This window comes from Ignavibacteriota bacterium, assembly GCA_016708125.1.
Taxonomy (GTDB): domain Bacteria; phylum Bacteroidota; class Ignavibacteria; order Ignavibacteriales; family Melioribacteraceae.
Genome location: JADJGF010000001.1, coordinates 1,210,409 through 1,229,014, shown reverse-complemented (window position 1 = coordinate 1,229,014; position 18,606 = coordinate 1,210,409). Strand labels below are relative to the sequence as shown.

General features: G+C 28.4%; 17 protein-coding genes. 10 read left to right on the top strand and 7 right to left on the bottom strand.

The features are described from left to right. Window positions 1–2 precede the first annotated feature (2 nt). The 5 genes from IPH62_05600 to IPH62_05580 are packed head-to-tail and all read left to right on the top strand — an operon-like array spanning window position 3 to window position 5,214. Window positions 3–1,277, top strand: a complete 1,275-nt coding sequence (locus IPH62_05600) for an ABC transporter permease (protein MBK7104740.1) — start codon at window positions 3–5, stop codon at window positions 1,275–1,277. 1 nt (window position 1,278) lies between these two features. Then, window positions 1,279–2,709 carry a TolC family protein gene (locus IPH62_05595; protein ID MBK7104739.1) on the top strand — a complete coding sequence of 477 codons (1,431 nt, stop codon included), beginning with the start codon at window positions 1,279–1,281 and terminating at the stop codon, window positions 2,707–2,709. Between the two features lie 50 nt (window positions 2,710–2,759). Further along, entirely contained in the window at window positions 2,760–3,470 is a 711-nt protein-coding gene (locus IPH62_05590; GenBank protein ID MBK7104738.1) for a methyltransferase domain-containing protein, read from the top strand. Next, a complete protein-coding gene (rlmD, locus tag IPH62_05585; protein ID MBK7104737.1) occupies window positions 3,467–4,912 on the top strand; it encodes a 23S rRNA (uracil(1939)-C(5))-methyltransferase RlmD in 1,446 nt (481 codons plus the stop codon). The genes IPH62_05590 and rlmD overlap by 4 nt, the downstream gene beginning before the upstream one ends. Before the next feature lie 50 nt (window positions 4,913–4,962). After that, window positions 4,963–5,214 carry a hypothetical protein gene (locus IPH62_05580; GenBank protein MBK7104736.1) on the top strand — a complete coding sequence of 84 codons (252 nt, stop codon included), beginning with the start codon at window positions 4,963–4,965 and terminating at the stop codon, window positions 5,212–5,214. A gap of 1 nt (window position 5,215) precedes the next feature. On the opposite strand, the gene IPH62_05575 is transcribed toward IPH62_05580, so the two are convergent. Continuing rightward, window positions 5,216–5,563, bottom strand: a complete 348-nt coding sequence (locus IPH62_05575) for a hypothetical protein (protein ID MBK7104735.1) — start codon at window positions 5,561–5,563, stop codon at window positions 5,216–5,218. Between the two features lie 145 nt (window positions 5,564–5,708). Between IPH62_05575 and IPH62_05570 the strand changes: the two genes are divergently transcribed. The 3 genes from IPH62_05570 to IPH62_05560 are packed head-to-tail and all read left to right on the top strand — an operon-like array spanning window position 5,709 to window position 12,194. Beyond that, window positions 5,709–8,303, top strand: coding sequence for an insulinase family protein (locus tag IPH62_05570; GenBank protein MBK7104734.1), 2,595 nt, complete (start codon window positions 5,709–5,711; stop codon window positions 8,301–8,303). Window positions 8,304–8,348: 45 nt separating this feature from the next. Beyond that, window positions 8,349–8,744, top strand: coding sequence for a GxxExxY protein (locus tag IPH62_05565; GenBank protein MBK7104733.1), 396 nt, complete (start codon window positions 8,349–8,351; stop codon window positions 8,742–8,744). Window positions 8,745–8,801: 57 nt separating this feature from the next. Next, entirely contained in the window at window positions 8,802–12,194 is a 3,393-nt protein-coding gene (locus tag IPH62_05560; protein ID MBK7104732.1) for a M20/M25/M40 family metallo-hydrolase, read from the top strand. A gap of 1 nt (window position 12,195) precedes the next feature. Here the strand turns inward: IPH62_05560 and IPH62_05555 are convergent, their stop codons facing one another. Together IPH62_05555 and dgt are read right to left on the bottom strand one after the other, a co-directional pair. Beyond that, window positions 12,196–12,669, bottom strand: coding sequence for a YHS domain protein (locus IPH62_05555; GenBank protein MBK7104731.1), 474 nt, complete (start codon window positions 12,667–12,669; stop codon window positions 12,196–12,198). 64 nt (window positions 12,670–12,733) lie between these two features. Beyond that, window positions 12,734–14,011, bottom strand: coding sequence for a dNTP triphosphohydrolase (dgt, locus tag IPH62_05550; protein ID MBK7104730.1), 1,278 nt, complete (start codon window positions 14,009–14,011; stop codon window positions 12,734–12,736). A gap of 133 nt (window positions 14,012–14,144) precedes the next feature. On the opposite strand from dgt, the gene IPH62_05545 reads away from it, so the two are divergent. Then, on the top strand, window positions 14,145–14,702 hold the full coding sequence (locus IPH62_05545; protein ID MBK7104729.1) for a peroxidase-related enzyme: 558 nt from the start codon (window positions 14,145–14,147) through the stop codon (window positions 14,700–14,702). Window positions 14,703–14,825: 123 nt separating this feature from the next. Here IPH62_05545 and IPH62_05540 read toward each other — a convergent pair whose 3' ends face one another. The 4 genes from IPH62_05540 to IPH62_05525 are packed head-to-tail and all read right to left on the bottom strand — an operon-like array spanning window position 14,826 to window position 16,778. Beyond that, on the bottom strand, window positions 14,826–15,263 hold the full coding sequence (locus IPH62_05540) for an OsmC family protein (GenBank protein ID MBK7104728.1): 438 nt from the start codon (window positions 15,261–15,263) through the stop codon (window positions 14,826–14,828). Next, on the bottom strand, window positions 15,256–15,501 hold the full coding sequence (locus IPH62_05535) for a hypothetical protein (GenBank protein ID MBK7104727.1): 246 nt from the start codon (window positions 15,499–15,501) through the stop codon (window positions 15,256–15,258). Before IPH62_05535 ends, IPH62_05540 begins: the two co-directional genes overlap by 8 nt. Then, window positions 15,498–16,079, bottom strand: coding sequence for a sigma-70 family RNA polymerase sigma factor (locus tag IPH62_05530; GenBank protein ID MBK7104726.1), 582 nt, complete (start codon window positions 16,077–16,079; stop codon window positions 15,498–15,500). The genes IPH62_05535 and IPH62_05530 overlap by 4 nt, the downstream gene beginning before the upstream one ends. Window positions 16,080–16,088: 9 nt before the next feature. Then, window positions 16,089–16,778, bottom strand: a complete 690-nt coding sequence (locus IPH62_05525) for a DNA-3-methyladenine glycosylase 2 family protein (protein ID MBK7104725.1) — start codon at window positions 16,776–16,778, stop codon at window positions 16,089–16,091. On the opposite strand from IPH62_05525, the gene IPH62_05520 reads away from it, so the two are divergent. Then, window positions 16,732–18,597 carry a GAF domain-containing protein gene (locus tag IPH62_05520; GenBank protein MBK7104724.1) on the top strand — a complete coding sequence of 622 codons (1,866 nt, stop codon included), beginning with the start codon at window positions 16,732–16,734 and terminating at the stop codon, window positions 18,595–18,597. The two genes, IPH62_05525 and IPH62_05520, sit on opposite strands and share 47 nt — an antisense overlap. The last annotated feature ends 9 nt before the right edge of the window (window positions 18,598–18,606 follow it).

Below are 18,606 nucleotides of genomic sequence, written 5' to 3'. Positions count from 1 at the left end.
TTATGAAAAAGAAAGATTTAATAAGGATAAGTCTAGAAGGATTAAATTCAAACAAACTTAGAACTTTTCTTACAATGCTCGGGATAATATTTGGAGTTGCTTCAGTAATTTCAATGGTTTCAATTGGTGAAGGAGCACGACAAGAAACTTTAGAGCAAATTGAATTGCTTGGCTCTAATAATATTATTGTTAAAAAAAATTCAATAACAGAAGAAGAAAATAAAAAAGCTTTTTTCTCATCGGGATTAACCCTTAAAGATTCCGAAGCAATTCTTCAGATTTGCCCATATATAAAATCAATTACCGTGCAAAGAGAAAATACTGAGAAAGCCGGTTATAAATCAAAAATTATAGAAACTAAAATTATTGGAACAACTCCAAATTACTATTTAACATTTAATTCGAAATTAAGTGAAGGAAAATTTTTCAATAAATATCACAATGATAATTATAAAAATGTTTGCGTTTTAGGAGCCGGAATAAAAGATAAATTATTTAATTATGAAAATCCGATAAATAAAAAAATAAAAATAGGATATGGTTGGTTTACGGTAATCGGAGTAATCTCTTCTAAAAAAGACGGAGGTGAAACCTCATCAGAAATTAGAAATTTTAATGATGATATTTATATTCCAATTTCAACTATGTTTTATAAAATGCCGAAAAATAAAGTTTCGGAAGAAAACCAGAGAAACAGCAGAAACAATGTGGCAAACGCTGTTGATAGAATTTCAATAGATCAATTAACAATAAAAGTTTTTGAAGATAATCAAATATTTGAAACCGCTTCATTAATTAAACGAATTTTGCTCAGAAAACATTACGGTGTTGAAGATTTTCAAATAATTATTCCCGAAGCTATTATTGAACAAAAACAAAAAACACAATCAATTTTTAATGTTGTAATGGGAGCAATTGCCGGAATTTCTTTACTGGTTGGCGGTATTGGAATTATGAATATTATGCTTGCAAATATTTTAGAGCGAACAAAAGAAATTGGAATTAGAAGAGCTGTTGGGGCAACACAAACTAATATTCTTTATCAATTTATGTATGAAGCATTAATTATTAGTTTAATTGGTGGAAATATTGGAACAATAATAGGATTTATTTTAACATCTATAATTACAAAATATGCCGGCTGGCGTACTTTAATTACACCATATTCAGTTGTTGTTGCATTTTTCGTTTCGATGGCTGTTGGCGTAGGATTTGGATTATATCCGGCAAAAAAAGCTGCAGAAAAAGATCCAATAGAATCTCTTAGATATGAATAATATGAAAAAAAATTTACTTACAATTTTATTTTTTTTATCAATTCAAAATTATTTTGCCCAAGAAATTTATGATTTGGAAAAATCAATTAATGTTGCATTGCAGAAAAGTTTTGGAATTCAAAATGCGAATTACTCGCTCACCGCATCGCAGAAAAGTTTGGAAGCATTTAAAGCCGGATTATTTTCTCAGTTGGATTTGGAATTTGATATTCCAAGTTATTCAAAAAGTTTAACAAGCCAATTCAATCCGCTCTTGAGTAAAGAAGAATTTTTCGAATTGGGAAGCACTAGGTTAGAAGGAAGATTAAGTTTATCGCAGCCGGTTATTTTTACAAACGGAAACATAAATTTAACCGGAAGAGTTTTTGGAAGGGACCAATTTGGAACCGGTTTGGAAAGCACAAAAGATTATTTTACAAATTTTAGTATTTCACTTCAACAGCCGCTTTTTACATTTAATACACAGCAAGCAAATTTAGAAAGAGCCGAAATTAATTTAGAAAATTCTAAAAGAAATTTTGATGAAGCCGAACAAAATATAATTTACAACGTAAAATCAGCATTCTACAATTTGTATAAAATAAAAGAAAATGTAAAAATTCTGGAAGAAAAAGTTAAACAAAATGAAGAATCATTTTTAACTGCCAAAAATAAATTAGTTGCGGGACTTATTGCAGAAGTTGAAGCTTTACAATTAGAAGTTGACTTAGCATCGAGTAAAAATGAATTGCTAAATTCTCAAAGATCATATGAAGAAGATTTAAGTAATTTTAAATTGTTATTGGGTTTGGAACTTGATGAAAATATTGAAATAATTTCCAATATAGAATATTCTCCAATTATTGTTGATGAAGAAAAAGCTATTGAAAGTGCACTAAATAAAAGACCGGATTTACTAAATCAGCAAAGTGAAATTTATTTATCAAAATTAAATGTCGAAGAAATTGATTCGCGAAGACAAATAAAAGCTGATTTAATTGCCAGATATGGATTAAGCAAAAATGATGAAAAATTTTCAAGTTTGTATGCGGATTTGTTAGATGATATAAATGTTGGATTAAATCTATCAATTCCAATTTGGGATTGGGGACAAAATAATAAACAAGTCGAATCTGCAGAAGCTAATTATAAAATTAATCAGCTTGTTTATGAAAATTTAAAAAAGACAATCAGAAATGATGTAATTTCTGCAATCAATAGATTAAATTCTGCAAAAGCAAGAGTTGAAGTTTTAAGTAAATCCGTTGAAATTGCAGAAAAAAGTTATAACATTTCTTTGGAAAGATTTAGATCCGGCACAATTTCAAGTTTTGATTTAGCCCAAATGCAAATCAGATTAACAGAAGCAAAAAATAATAGTTTGAGCGCTCTTATTGATTATAATTTGGCTTTAGCTGATCTTGAAAGAAAAACTTATCTTCCCTTCAACTGATTTATTTCCTAAAAACTGCATCCCCAAATAATTCTTCTTATCTTTACACAATGAAATCTCAAATTAAAATATTATTGCCCGGATTAAGGCAACAGATAAATTTTCTGAAGTCAAAAATAAAATTTAACGATTCTAAAATTTTAGTTATCGGCTCAAATTCCGGTGAAATTGCAAATTTAATTACTTCCAAAAATTCAAATAAAATTGAATTAATTGTTGAAGATTACGAATCTTTGATAAATACAAAATTAGTTTTGGATAAAGAAAAAAATGTAAATGCAAAAATAATGTCGTTTGAACATACCGATTTTATTGAAGATCAATTTGATTTGGTTTATGCACAAGCAACAATTTCAAATTCAAACAGAAAAAATATTGTTAAAGAAATTAAACGAATTTTAAAACCCGATGGAATTTTCTGCATTGGTGAAATTGTAAAACTTCAAAATGAAGTTCCAACTTTTGTGAAAGATATTTTTGAAACTTCTGATATTGATCCGATAAAAATTGAAGATTTGGAAAAATATTATTTAGAACGGAATTTTGAATTAATCGATTCAAAAGATTTATCAAAAAGTTTGAATGAATTTTATTCGGTTGTTGCCGAATTATCAAAATCTAAAATGAAAGATTTAAACGAAAATGAAAAATCCTACCACAAAAAGTTTTTGAATCAGATGAAACATGAAAGTCACGCATTTCTAAAATTAGGAGCTGATAAATTCATTGGATTCAAAACTTTAATTTTGAAAAAGAAATGAAAAAAAACGATATAGTTGAACTTACAATTGAAAATTATGCGTTTGAAGGAAAAGGCATTGCGCGTATTAACCAAGCCCAGCTTGATCATATTAGCAATGATGTTGATAAAAAGTATGTAATTTTTGTTCATAATTCTTTTCCCGGCGATGTTGTAAATGCAAGAATTTTAAAATTAAAAAAATCATACGGCGAAGCTAAAACTGTTGAAGTAATAAAATCTTCTTCTGACAGAATTAAACCCAAATGTAAACATTACGGAGTTTGCGGCGGATGTAAACAGCAAGATTTAAATTATGAAATTCAATTAAAGTATAAACATGAGCAAGTTAAAGATATTTTTGAACGGCTTGGCGGATTTAGTGAATTTGAAATGCTTCCAATTTTAGGTTGCGAAAATATTTTTCATTATAGAAATAAAATGGAATTTTCTTTTACGCCGCAAAGATGGCTTACCGATGAAGATTTAAAAAATGAAATAATAAATGATAAAGAATTCGCGCTTGGTTTTCACGTTCCCAAAGTGTTTAGTAAAGTAATAAATATTGAAGAATGTTTTTTGCAATCTGAAAAGGCAACAAAAGTTTTAAATTTTACAAGAGATTTTTTTAAACAAAAAAACACACCAATATTTTCAACAATTAATTATGAAGGTTTTTTACGAAATTTAGTTTTGCGTGAATCATTTAAGCTGAATCAGTTTATGGTAAATTTGGTAACATCTTCTGAAAATGATGAATTGATTAAAAATTATTCCGATGAACTTAAAAGTAATTTTCCATTCATAACAACTGTAGTAAATAATATAAATCTAAAAAAATCTCAAACAGCATTTGGCGATTATGAAAAAGTTTATTTTGGCAATGGACTAATTCATGATAAAATTGGAAAATTTAAATTCAGAATAAGTGCAAATTCTTTTTTCCAAACGAACACTTTGCAAGCAGAAAAACTTTATGAAACTGCTTTAGATTTTGCAGAATTTAAAGGTGACGAAATTGTTTATGATTTGTTTTCCGGCGCAGGAACAATTTCAATATTTATTTCGGAAAAAGTTAAAAAAGTATACGGATTTGAATCTGTTAGATCGGCGGTAAAAGATGCCAAAATAAATTGCGAAATTAATAAAATTGAAAACGTAGAATCTTTTGAAGTTGATTTGAATAAATCATTTCTTTCATTTTTGAGTAACAATAAAGTAACAAAACCGGATGTGATAATTGTTGATCCGCCGAGAGCTGGAATGAATCCCAAAACTGTAAATGATATTTTGGAATTAGAACCGCAAAAAATAGTTTATGTAAGCTGTAATCCTTCAACGCAGGCAAGAGATATAAAATTACTTTGTGAAGAAAAATATAAACTTGTAAAAATTCAACCGGTTGATATGTTTCCGCAGACTTTCCATATAGAAAATGTAGCATTGTTGATTAAATCAAATTAAATAATAAAATTGTTTGTAGTAAATTTTTAATATCAATTAAAATTTAAATTATGAAAATATTTACATCATTTCTCAATCTTGCATCAAACTCCGATTGGATTTTTTTAATTTCAATTCAATTAATAATTTTGACTTTTTTCGTTTTTACGATTAGATATTTTTGTAAGCAATTAAAAATTAAAGAACCGGAAAAGCCGGTTAAGAAGACTTGTATTTTAATAAGTTTTTTATCGGCAATTGCGTGGTTTATAATTGCACAAATTGTTTGGGTAATTACATCAATTCAAATGTTGGGAAGTTAAACTAATTCAATTCCTCATTCAAATCCATTGAAGTTAATTTTATTGCATTTGCTTTCGGCGGGTATGTTTCAAGAGTGCAATCCGTTTCAATCTCATAAAACAAATCAATATATTGAATTGTAACACTTAGATTTCTTTCGATTTTAAAAGCCGGAGGAATTATTCCTTCATTTTCCGGTTTATAAAGTACGCTGTCAATTTCAATAAAAAATCCGCATCCATCAATATCATAATCTCCGGTCCAAATTAATGTTGCTGTCGGTTCAAAAACAACTTCATTTTTTTCATCGCAAGAAATTGTAAAAATTCCTAATATCACAAACAAATAAAGAATTATTTTTAGTTTCATTTAAATTTTTGAGAAAGTTTACAGAAAATTAAATTTCATAAATCACATAATCAAATTATACAAAGTTTATGAAATATTCTTGAATAGAATTACACTTTATCTTTTGTTAAGTTTTAAAATATAATAATTATCATTTGAGGAACAAATGTTGAGAAAATTTCTTTTACATAGATTAAATTTTTTATCAATTTTTTTGTTGATTTCATTCAATTCAATTTTTCTTGCAAAGGAAAAAATATCACCAATTCCCAACGGAGTTTCAATTTATCAGCTTGATAACGGCATTCAAGTTTTGCTTATTGAAAAACCATCTTTGCCAATGACCGGAATAAATACATTGGTAAAAGTCGGCTCGGCGTATGAGAATTTTGCAACAAGCGGAATGAGTCACATGCTTGAACATTTATTATTTAACGGAACAACAACTTTAACGCAAAAAGAATTATATGATGCAACCGATAAAATAGGCGGATACAATAACGCAAATACTTCAGAATATTACACAAATTTTATGATGGTTACACCAACCGAAAATATTATTGAAGGAATGAAACTGCAAGCCGGAATGTTGTTCGATTCGACAATTCCCGAAGATAAATTTGAAAAAGAAAAAGGAATTGTTCTTGAAGAAATTGCAAAAAGTCTTGGAAATTCAAGCGAGCAAATTGAGCGAAATATTTTATCAATTATTTACAAAGGTCATTCACTTTCTTTGCCGACTTTAGGGACTTACGAAACTATAAAAAACATGAACAGAAACGATGTTTATAATTTTTACAAGAATTATTATGTGCCGAATAATATGATAATTAGCGTTGTGGGAAATTTTAACTCGGATGAGATGCTGAAAAATTTAAATGAAATTTATGGAAAGCAAAAACCGGGAACAATTAATACTGTAAAAAATTCCGAACTAAATTCCGGTTATGAAATTATTCCAATTATTATAAATGATGAAAAAATATTTCACAGATTTTACAAAGGTGAAAAAACCCAGCTTCAATTGTTTTTCAATTTACCCAATCCGGAAAATTTAGAATTCTTTGAAGAGTTAAATTTGTTACTGGAAAACGAGACCGAGAATTTAAAATCTAATTTAAATAATTTATTTAAAGGAGATATTGAAGGATTGGAATTTAAAACTCGCGAGTTCAAAATTAAAAATCATCTTCAAGCAACCGTAATTCTAAATTCGGAAAAAAATATTAATGCAATTAATGACACCTTAATTTCATTTTTAAATTCCACTAAATTTAATCTAACAGATGAAATTATTGAATCTGAAAAAACAAAAGCCAAAACTGCATTTCAACAAAATATTGAAAAGCCGCACATGTTTGGAATTTATAATGCAGATCATCTTTCGCAATATGGAATTGAATCAATTCTAAATTCATACTCGGGAGAAGGAATAAATTTAGCTGCGGAAGAAATTAATGAATTTAAAATTGATGAATATCCAATTGTAATTATTCAACATCCAAATTCTGAATCAATTTCAGAAGTTCAAAATAATTTGCAGATTCCAATATTATTTGAAAATTCTAACGGTGCTGAAATTATTGCAAAACAAAATCCCGGAAGCGGATTGTTAGCAATTCACTATTTGTTAAAAAATAAAGCTGCTTACGAAGAAAAATATGGAAAAGATGCTGCAAAGATTTTGCATGATATTTTTGGCCAGCGAATGAAAAATTCTGAAGTTCTAAATCAAAGTTTAAAATTTGGATTTGAATTTACGGTGAATGATAATCCGTTTATTCCAATGGACAATATTTATTTAAGTCCGGAATTTGGATATATAAGAGTTGAAGGTTTGGCTGATAATATTGAAGAAGCAATAAAATTTTTGAATGATCAAATGTTGAATTTCATTCCAACTCAAGATGAATTTGCGAAAGTTACGGGAAAATCAAAAATGCCGGCAATGATGGGACACGGAAATCCAACACAAAAAATGTTTGAGAAAAAAGTTGATGAAATTTTGTACACGGAAGAAAAATATAATCCAAGCAAAACTGAACTGACTTATGAAAATTTGTTGGAATTTACGAAATACTATTTTAATCCGAATAACATTATTGTTTCGGTTGTATCAAAAGAATTGCCGGAAAATATTAGTAAATATTTTTCTGAATTTTCTAAACCGAAATTGGATGGTGCAATAAATAATTCAGCATTTGAAAAAGAATTTAAGAAAATTTCCGAAGCAATAAATGTTGATGAAAATATTGGCGGTGAACAATCATTTATTTATTATGGATTTCAAAAAAATGTTGAGCCAAATGATAAACCCGCTTTGGAAGTTTTATCAATGTTAATTTCTGATAAAATAATTTTTGATGTTCGCGAAAAACAAGGAATGGCTTACCGAATGAATGCCGGAGTAGAAATTAAAAATGATAAAGCAATGTTTAATATTAATTTAGGAACACGACCCGAAAATGTAGAAAAGCTTATTCCTCAATTATCAAATTTCTTTACGGAAAAATATTTAGGAAAAATTACTCAAGACGAAATTGATAAATCGGTAAATATGTACTTGGGTAAAGTAATGTTTAGAAGGTTATCAAGTATAAACCAGGCTTATTATTTGGCGCATTCAAAATATTTTCACAATGATATTTTTTATGATTCAAAATCAATTGAATCTCTGAAAAATGTGAAAGTCGAAAATATAAATGAAGTTGTGAAAAAATATTTGAAAGTTGAAAATCCAATAAAAATAATAGTGAAATAAATAGCACTCGGATTTAACAGATTAAACCGATTTAAAACGGATAAAATGAATCTACTTCACAAAGAAACTACGGATTTAATAATTAAAGCATTTTATAATGTTTATAATAATCTTGGTTTTGGATTTTTAGAAAAAGTTTATGAAAGAGCTATGTTAATTGAATTAAAACTCTTGGGATTAAATTGTGAATCGCAAAAGAAAATTGATGTTTATTATAAAAATCAAAATGTAGGTGATTATTTTGCGGATATAATTGTTGAAGATAAAATAATTCTTGAATTAAAATCGGCAGAAAATATTATAAAAGAACATGAAGCTCAACTAATAAATTATTTGAAAGCAACTTCGATCGAAATAGGATTTGTATTAAATTTTGGCAAAGAACCGTTTTTCAAAAGAATGATATTTGAAAATAAATATAAATCTTTTAAATCTGTTTGAATCTGTTTTATCCGTTAAATCCGAGTGCTATCTTTATTTTATACTTTTGGAGAAAAAATGAATATTAAAAAAATCTTTATTGTTTTGTTATTTCTATCCTTTTCTCTCTTTTCACAAGAGGCAAAAGTTCATCATAAATTAAATGTGAAAATAATTCCAACATCATCTCAAATAAAAGTTTTAGACGAAATAACAATTAACAAAACTCTATTGCAGAATGATATTGAATTTAGTCTGAACGAAAATTTGGATTTGAAATTAATATCAAATAATGCAAAAATTTCATTGATAGAAAAATCAGCATCTTTACAAGATATCGGAATGGATAGAGATGACGCAGAATTCGAATCAACATTAAAAGTTAACAAATATATAATTTCTGATTTTGAAAAAAATACGGATTTGATTTTCACCGTTGAATACTCCGGCAAAATAGAATCACCAATTAAACAAAGTGAAGAAAATTACCAACGCGGATTTAGTGAATCGCCCGGAATTATTAGCGATTTAGGAATTTATTTAGCTGGTTCAACTTATTGGATTCCAACAATAAAAAATGAATTTGTAAATTTTGAATTAACCACCGAATTACCAAAAGAATGGAAAACCGTAAGTCAAGGTAAACGAATTGAAGATAAAGTTGAAAATAATTTTCATATAGATATTTGGGATTCGCCAACTCCGCAAGAAGAAATATTTTTAGTTGCCGCAAAATTTAATGAATATAAATATTCAACCGGATCCGTTGATGCATTTGCATTTATGCGAACTCCCGATGAAAGCATTGCAAATAAATATTTGGAAACAACAGCTCAGTATTTGGAAATGTATCGACAATTAATTGGACCATTTCCATACACAAAATTTGCACTCGTAGAAAACTTTTGGGAAACCGGATATGGAATGCCTTCATTTACTTTACTTGGAGAAAAAATAATTCGCTTTCCGTTCATTTTGCATTCATCATATCCGCACGAACTTTTGCATAATTATTGGGGAAATAGTGTTTATGTCGATTTTGAAAAAGGAAATTGGTGCGAAGGTTTGACTGCTTACATGGCAGATCATTTGATTAAAGAACAGCGCGGACAAGCCGAAGAATATAGAAGATCAACTTTGCAAAAATATTCTGATTATGTAAAATCAAACAATGATTTTCCGCTTAATAAATTTTTCTCCCGACACGATGCCGCAAGCGAAGCAATTGGTTATGGAAAGTCACTAATGGTTTTTCACATGTTAAGAAATTTAGTTGGTGATGAAAATTTTACAAAGTCATTCCAAGTTTTTAACAGAAATAACAAATTTAAAAAAGCTTCTTTCGATGATATTAGATTGGCATTTGAGGAAACAACCGGAAAAGATTTAAAATGGTTTTTTACGCAATGGATTGAAAAAACCGGAGCTCCAAAATTAAATTTAGAAAATGTAAAAGTTGAACAATTTGGAAATGTGTTTAATTTGAATTTCAATTTAAAGCAAATTCAAGATGGTGAATATTTTAAAATTAATATTCCGGTTGCTATAATTACACAAAATGGAATAGAAATTGAAAATTGCGAATTGAATGACAAAGAAGGAAAAATATCTTTAACACTTACGTCCGAACCATTGAAAATATTGGTCGATCCTCAATTTGATGTTTTTCGAATTTTGGACCCGAATGAAATTCCAGCGGCATTATCCACAGCTTTTGGTGCTGAGAAAACATTAATGATTTTACCAAATGAAAATGATAAAAATCTTAAGACTTATCAAAATTTTGTAATTCAGTGGATAAAGGGAAATGAAGAAAAGTTTGAAGTAATTAATGAAAACGAAATTGAAAAAATTCCTTCAGATAAAGCTGTTTGGATTTTGGGAGAAAATAAATTTCAGTCAATTGTTAATAATTCATTAATGCAATTTAATTCAGCAATTGCAAAGGACTCAATAAAATTCGAGTCTAAATCACATTCGAAAAATAATAATAGTTTTATTGCATCAATAAAAAATCCAGAAAATATTAATAATGCAATTGTTTATTTATCAATCGGAAATGAAAAAGCAGATTCCGGTCTGGTAAGAAAACTTCCACATTACGGAAAATATAGTTGTTTAACTTTTGAAGGAAACGAACCGACCAATATTGATAAAGGTCAATGGCCGGTTATTAATTCGCCTTTATTAAAAGTTTTGAATCAAAAAGTAAAAAGTCCGGAATTTAAAACGAAACCAAGAAAAGCTTTAGCGGAATTAGCTCCCGTTTTTTCATCAAAAAGAATGATGGAACATATTTCGTTTCTCGCTTCCGATGAAATGAAAGGAAGAGAATTAGGAAGCACAGAATTAGAAAATGCAGCAAATTATATTTCAGAGAAATTTAAAGAATTCGGACTCTTGCCCGGAAGCGATGATGGAAGTTATTTTCAAACATTTGAAAAAGCATTTCATGGAAAAGGAAATTTGCAAATTAAAAATGTAATAGGAATTATTCCCGGAACAAATCAAAATTTAAAAGAAGCAGTTGTTATTTCTGCGCACTATGATCATTTAGGTTTAGGTTGGCCCGATGTTAGAAAAGGCAACGAAGGACAAATTCATAATGGAGCTGATGATAACGCAAGTGGAGTTTCTGTTTTGTTAGAATTGGCAGAAGTTTTGGGCAAATCTTTAAAACCGGCGCGAACAATTATTTTTATTGCATTTAGCGGAGAAGAAGCCGGATTAGTCGGATCAAAATATTTAGTAGAAAATTATAAGAAATTTCCTTCCGATAAAATTTTTGCAAATTTAAATTTTGATACAGTTGGAAGATTGCACAGTAAGAAAATTATGATTCTGAATGGAAATACTGCTCGCGAATGGAAATTTATTTTTATGGGAACTGAATACACAACCGGTATTGGTTCCGAATTGATTACGCAAGAATTGGATGCGAGCGATCAAGTTGCGTTTATAGAAAATGGAATTCCCGCAGTTCAATTTTTCAGCGGACCAAATGAAGATTATCATAAACCAAGTGATAAAATTGAAAAAATTGATGCTGATGGTTTGGTAAAAGTAATTACCGTTGCAAGAGAAACTTTGGTTTATTTGGCAGATAGAGAAGATGCTATGAATTTTATTGGTGAAAAGTCAAATGTGAAAAGCTTGCCCGACGTGTCGGGTGAAACAAAAAACGAAAATGAAAAAATAAAAGAAGGAAGAAAAGTTTCAACGGGAACAATGCCGGATTTTGCTTATACCGGAGAAGGTGTAAAAGTTGCGGCAATTTCTGAAAATTCTCCCGGAGCTAAAGCAGGATTATTTGTTGGTGATATTATTAAAAAAGTAAATGGGAAAGATTGCAAGAATTTAAAAGAATATTCTGATTTATTAAAAGAACATCAACCCGGTGATGAAGTAACTTTAACAATTGATAGAAATGGAAATCTTGAAGAAGTAAAATTAATTTTGGCAGAAAGATAAATTATTTATTCCAATTTAAAGAAGCTTTATCAATTTGATTATCAATATCAGAAATAAATGCTTCTTTTTTTGATTCGCTAGAAAACAAATATAATTTTCCTTTATATACATGGAAAATTTTCGGATCGCAAGGATAAGCAATATTTTTAGTAACCAAGTAACTGCAATATCCGCCGAATTGTGGAGCATATCTTTCCGGTCTTGCTTTAAAAAGATTTGAGTTTGTTGAAGATTTAAATAGCCAGTTGAAATCATCCCAATTTATATAGAACATATCATTTCCCTTGTAGGCATCTTTTTCTTTGAAATAAAAAACCATATCATAACCTTCAACGGCAAGATTTGAAGTTTTGTAATATTTGGAATGAATCTTTAACGGAAGATATGATACGGAAAAAGTATATCTTGCGGCAACAACAACAATTGCAATTATAAAAATTGTATAAAATAATATTGAAAAAATTCTTCCGATCATTTCATCACTTTTTTTAAGTATTATCGTCTATTAAAATGGATATTTTATGTTTTGTCAATAAAAATCATACAATATCATTTATTGAGCTGTAATCAGAATCGAAAAGACGTTTAAAATTTCTAATCGCAAAAGAATCGGTCATTCCCGACATATAATCGCAAACTAATCTGGCTCTAACATTTGGATCTTTTTCAATTCTAATTATATTATCTGTAAATTCCGGTAAAAGTCGCATTGACTGAATTGAAGTTATATAATTTTCTTCCAGCGCTTTAAAAATGTTTGTTAACATTTTATCACCTTTAAATTCCATTTGGTGAATTTGTGCAGATTTAAAAACTAATTCAACCGCAATTCTTTTATATAGATTTACTTTTTCTTGAAATTCATTTTCTATGATTAAATTAAATTTATAACGATTAGTTAATTTAGAAAAATCCGAATCTGATTTTTCCAATTTGCTTGCGTTAATAAAATCGCCGATTTGAGAACCAAATTTTTGTTTGTATTTATCGTTTTTAATCCACTCTATTATTTCATCAATAAATTTTTTTTGCAATTCTGATAAAGAATTTAAATTGTTTTCTTTCCAATGATGAAGTTTATAAATATTAATAAATCCGCCGGAAATGCTATCTACCAAATCGTTAATTGCGTAAGCTGTGTCATCAGCCCAATCCATAATTTGACATTCAATACTTTGGAAAGAATTAATTTCATCGCCGGGATTAAAATTAAGAGTATGATTTTGGGAAGAAATATCAAACGTAAAATCCAAAAACTCTTTTTGATAATCATAAATAAAATGATTTTCCGGATTTTCTAAATCTCCGTACAAACTTTTATATTTTAAAATGCTGTCAATAAAAGCTCGCGTGGGATTCATTCCCCTTCTATCATTTTCATTCTTGTAGAAAATTTCTGTAATTAATCTTAAAGTTTGAGCATTGCCTTCAAATCCGCCGTAATCTTTCATCAATTTATGTAAAGTTCTTTCTCCCGCATGACCAAAAGGAGGATGACCTAAATCGTGAGTTAAGCAAGCGGATTCAACCAAATCAGAATCAATATAAAAATTTTCAGAAAAAATATTTTTATGCGAATGAGTTAAAAAATTACAAATTGATCTTCCGATTTGTGCAACTTCAATTGAGTGAGTTAAACGAGTTCGGTAATAATCATATTCGCCGGGAAGAAAAACTTGGGTTTTTCCTTGCAAACGTCTGAATTCCGACGAATGAATAATTCTGTCTCTATCAATTTGAAACGGCGAGCGATAATCTTGGCGATCACTTTTTTTAATTCTTTCAAAATCAAAATTTGAATAAAAGGTGTTTTTCATTTTACTATTTTTTATTGTTGTTTAAAATTTATAAAATAAACTTGTTGAATAAAATTTTAGTAAAACTTAATTTGTATTCACGGCTAATAAAAATAAGCATTTAATCAATTTTAGAATTTTGAGGAAATATAAAATGTCTTGGATAAAACAAATAAACGAAAAAGATGCGGACGGAAAATTAATGGAAGTTTACGATGAATTATTAAATGCGCGCGGAAAGGTTTCTAACATTATGAAAATTCATAGTTTGGATGCAAATACGATGAAGCATCATCTTGATTTGTATTTATCGATTATGTATAATGAATCAAAAATTTCCCGCGAAGAAAAAGAATTAATTGCCGTTGTGGTTTCATCTTTGAATAATTGTAGTTATTGTATTCATCATCATGCGGAAGCATTAAAAAGTTTTTGGGATGATGAAGCCAAAATTAATATGCTAATTAGTGATTATAAATCAATTGAATTTCCAATTCGCATTCACGCAATTTTAAATTATGCAGAAAAATTAACAGTTACTCCGGGTTTAGTAAATGAATATGATGTTCAGAATTTAAGGATTCACGATTTAAGTGATGAAGATATTTTGAATATAAATTTGATTGTGAGTTACTTTAATTTTGTTTCAAGAATTGCAAATGGTTTGGGAGTTGAAACTTACGAAGATGAAGCGAAAGGATATAAATATTAAATTTTAACGATTTTTTACATAAATAAAAAAGATGCCATCTTTTTAAAAGATGCATCTTTATTTTTAAACTCAATTTTTTAGAAAACTACTTTTTTTCCTCAAGCTGAAGCTTGAGGCTACATTTTAAATATTTAAATTTATTTTTGGGAAAAGTTTAATTTCGGATTTTATAGAATTTGATATTAAGCAATGCTGTTCAGCTTTTTGAACAATTCTTTCTGCTCTTTCTAAATCTTTTTCTGCAATAACATTTATTTCCGGAAATAATTCAATTCCGGTAATCATAAATCCGTTTTCAACTTTTTCTAATTTTCCTTTTGCTTTACTTGTAAAACTTGCAAATTCTAATTTTGAATTTTCTGCAATTGCCAAAAAAGTTGTCATTAAACAAATATTTACTGATGCAACAAATAAATGTTCGGGCGACCAAATATTCGGAACTCCTTTTGTAAATTGCGGCGGAGTTGCAACTTCAATATCATGCAAAGTTGGTTCACTTAAAATTCCTTTTCTACCTTCAGTCCAAGTTACAATTGTTTCATAGAAATGTGTGTTATCCATTTTTTTCCTTTAATCCTAAAACTGATAATAATCTATTGTGTCCTTCATTATCAAGTTCAACATTATATTTTTTGTAAAAGCTGATTGTTGATTCAACCGAATCAAAATATTTTTGACAACTCGGACAATTTTCTAAATGATCTTTAATATTTACACATTTAGGTGAATTTAAATCTTCGCCTAAACTATCACAAATGTGACTCATAACTTCTTTGCAAGAAACATTTTGATTTTTCATATATGTAAAGTTTTGTTTAGTTCATTTCTTAAAAAAGCTCTCGCTCTATGCAAACGAGATTTAATTGCCGGAACCGATAAATTTACAATTTCACTTGTTTCGCTTGTAGATAAACCCTCAACATCTCTTAACATAAATACAACTCTATATTCCGGAGGAAGTTTTTCAACAGCATCATCAAGCAATTTTTTTAACTCAGAATTTTCTGTTAATTTTTCCGGAGAAAATTTCCAATCGGCAATATTTTTATCTTCAATTAATCCGTCTTCATTTTCTAAATTAACATAATCATATTTTTTTTGTGATCTCGCAAGCATCAAACAATGATTGCTTACAATTGTATATAACCAAGTTGATAATTTAGAATTTCCGGAAAATTGGTTTAAAGATTTAATCATGCTTAAGAACGTTTCCTGCATTGTGTGTTCTGCACGTTCTTTGTTTCTGCAAATTTTAAATGCAAAATTGTAAACGGTCTGCTCATTATTTTTTACTAATAGAGCAAGAGCATTTCTATCACCTTTTATTGCACTTTCAATTAATTGCTCTTCTGTAACGTTATTTGATGTATCGATCATAAAAAAGATTCATTCCCCATCTATTGATTTCCACAAATACATGCACGCATAAGTATTATAAGGATTCCAATTTTTCTTTTTCGCAAGTTTAGTAATTTCTTCACCAATAGGTAAATTTTTAAGATTGTAATTTAACATAATTGCTTTTTTTATGCCAAGATCACCTGTTGGTAAAATATCTTTTCTTCCCAAAACAAACATTAAAAACATGTGAACTGTCCAAGTTCCAATTCCTTTTACTTTTGTTAATTCACTAATAATTTCATCATTTGTTTTTGAGCCGATTTTTGAAAGATTGACTTTCTTTTCAATTATTTGATTTGCCAAATCCTTTACATATTTCGCTTTTGCATTTGATAAACCAAGTGATCTCAAAACTTGAAAATCCGTTTCATTCACTAATTCCGGAGTTGGAAAATTATTGAAATATTTTAAAAATCTTCCTCTAATTGCACTTGCAGATTTTACGGAAAGCTGTTGACCAACAATAGAATTGCAAAGTTGAATGAAATAATTCCGCCTCTTTTTAAGATAAATCGGCTTATACTTTTTCATCAAGTTGTAAATTGATACATCATTTGCCAAAAAGTGCTTGACAGCACAATTATATTCATTAATTTCAGTCATATCAATAGATAAAATTGGGTTTAAAATGGACCAAGAATCAATATCAGCTTTACGCAACAATAATTTACTCAAAAATGCAGATATTTCCAGATTGAACTTAGAAAAAATTAACGGAAAACTTCATTCAATTAATGGAGGAGAAATTTTATACCGTGAAGGTGATTCTGCAAATTCTATTTTTTTAGTAGTAAACGGTGAAATTAATCTTCTTAAAAAGAAAAATAATTCAAAATCAAAATCTGTTATTTATGCGGATAATGAATTTTTTGGCGCAAAAGAATTATTGAAAAATCTTAATAGATGTTCAACAACTGTTTCGCTCACGGATTCTTATTTAATTGAATTAACAAAAGATGAAATTCAATATTTAATTAAACAAGATGAAAAAATTGCCGCAAATATTGAGGAAAATGAGTTTGAAACGGATTTCACTCCGCAATTTACCCAATTTTTAAATAGTGATTTAGATGATGATGAAGAAGTAGATTCTGAATTTTTAGAGGATTTTGTAAACCAAAATAACATAGATGAAATTATAAATTCAATAAATCAGCAAGAAAAAGTAATAATGGATAATTATTCGGAATTTGATGAAAAAAATGATGTAGGTGTTGTAAATCACAAAGAAACTTCCGATAATAATAATAAAAGTTTTAAGTTAAATCAGAATTCTAAAAGAAAAGAGAAGCCAATGGAAACAATTGACATAAAAACCGAAAAAGAATTTATGACTGCTGAACAATTTGAAATGATTGTGAAAGCATTACAATTAGTTAATGCTAATGTAAAACAAGACGATGTTTTGAAAAATATTGTTGACGTTGCCGTAAATTTAACAAATGCAGATAGAGGAACTCTTTATCTTGTTGATGATGAAAAACAAGAAATTTGGTCAAAAGTTTTAATTGCAGATGAAATTGAAGAAATTAGATTAAAAATTGGCGAAGGTCTTGCCGGATATTGTGCAAAAACCGGAGAAGTTTTAAATATTCATGATACAAAAATTGATGAAAGATTTGAGCGAAGTTTTGATGATATTACCGGATACAACACAAAAAATATGTTAGTTTTCCCAATAAAAGATAAGCAAGAAAAAATAGTTGGAGTTTTACAATTACTAAATAGTATAAAAGGTCAATTTTCAAATCAAGAAAAAATGTTTCTTAATGCAATATCATTAAATGTTGCGTTTGCGCTTGAAAACGCAGCTTTGGTTGATCAGCTTGTAAAAACAGAAAGAAGCAAATCTTTGGGAAAAATGGGTAATTTTATTTCATATGATTTGAAAAAACCTATTCTCGTTAGCAAAAGATATGCAGAACATTTGCAGAAAAAAGATTTGCCAATGGATGTAAAGCAAATTGTAAATTTAATGTTAGAACAATTAAACCAAGTTTCAAGTCAAGTTGTTGCTGCATCAGATTATACTGAAGGAACAACAATTTTAAGAAGGCAGCCAATTAACTTAAATGATACTTTACATGAATTTGCAATTGAAATTCATAATTTTGCACGATCAAAAAATTGTAAAGTTGAGTATAGTTTGGGAGAAGATGTTAACGTTTTTGTTGACAAAAAAGAATTTTATCAATGTTATTTTAATATAATTAAAAACTCTTGCGAAGCATTACCCGAAGGCGGAAATGTATTTGTTACAACTGAGCGAAAAGGTGATAGAATAGAAATTAATTTTGAAGATCGCGGAATTGGAATTAGTAATGCAGATTTAAAACATGTTTTTGAACCGCTTTGGTCAAAAAATAAATTAAATAATTCCGGTTTGGGATTATCAATTAGTCAAAAAATAATTGAAGATCACGAAGGAAGCATAACAATAAAAAGTGAAAAAAATGTTGGAACTAATGTTATTATTAGTCTGCCTATTCACTAATTTTGTTAT

What these genes read in the sequence shown, in the direction of transcription:
- IPH62_05600 (MBK7104740.1), top strand. Translation starts at nt 3, where the DNA reads ATGAAAAAGAAAGATTTAATAAGGATAAGTCTAGAAGGATTAAATTCA.
- IPH62_05595 (MBK7104739.1), top strand. Translation starts at nt 1,279, where the DNA reads ATGAAAAAAAATTTACTTACAATTTTATTTTTTTTATCAATTCAAAAT.
- IPH62_05590 (MBK7104738.1), top strand. Translation starts at nt 2,760, where the DNA reads ATGAAATCTCAAATTAAAATATTATTGCCCGGATTAAGGCAACAGATA.
- rlmD (MBK7104737.1), top strand. Translation starts at nt 3,467, where the DNA reads ATGAAAAAAAACGATATAGTTGAACTTACAATTGAAAATTATGCGTTT.
- IPH62_05580 (MBK7104736.1), top strand. Translation starts at nt 4,963, where the DNA reads ATGAAAATATTTACATCATTTCTCAATCTTGCATCAAACTCCGATTGG.
- IPH62_05575 (MBK7104735.1), bottom strand. Translation starts at nt 5,563, where the DNA reads ATGAAACTAAAAATAATTCTTTATTTGTTTGTGATATTAGGAATTTTT.
- IPH62_05570 (MBK7104734.1), top strand. Translation starts at nt 5,709, where the DNA reads ATGTTGAGAAAATTTCTTTTACATAGATTAAATTTTTTATCAATTTTT.
- IPH62_05565 (MBK7104733.1), top strand. Translation starts at nt 8,349, where the DNA reads ATGAATCTACTTCACAAAGAAACTACGGATTTAATAATTAAAGCATTT.
- IPH62_05560 (MBK7104732.1), top strand. Translation starts at nt 8,802, where the DNA reads ATGAATATTAAAAAAATCTTTATTGTTTTGTTATTTCTATCCTTTTCT.
- IPH62_05555 (MBK7104731.1), bottom strand. Translation starts at nt 12,669, where the DNA reads ATGATCGGAAGAATTTTTTCAATATTATTTTATACAATTTTTATAATT.
- dgt (MBK7104730.1), bottom strand. Translation starts at nt 14,011, where the DNA reads ATGAAAAACACCTTTTATTCAAATTTTGATTTTGAAAGAATTAAAAAA.
- IPH62_05545 (MBK7104729.1), top strand. Translation starts at nt 14,145, where the DNA reads ATGTCTTGGATAAAACAAATAAACGAAAAAGATGCGGACGGAAAATTA.
- IPH62_05540 (MBK7104728.1), bottom strand. Translation starts at nt 15,263, where the DNA reads ATGGATAACACACATTTCTATGAAACAATTGTAACTTGGACTGAAGGT.
- IPH62_05535 (MBK7104727.1), bottom strand. Translation starts at nt 15,501, where the DNA reads ATGAAAAATCAAAATGTTTCTTGCAAAGAAGTTATGAGTCACATTTGT.
- IPH62_05530 (MBK7104726.1), bottom strand. Translation starts at nt 16,079, where the DNA reads ATGATCGATACATCAAATAACGTTACAGAAGAGCAATTAATTGAAAGT.
- IPH62_05520 (MBK7104724.1), top strand. Translation starts at nt 16,732, where the DNA reads ATGGACCAAGAATCAATATCAGCTTTACGCAACAATAATTTACTCAAA.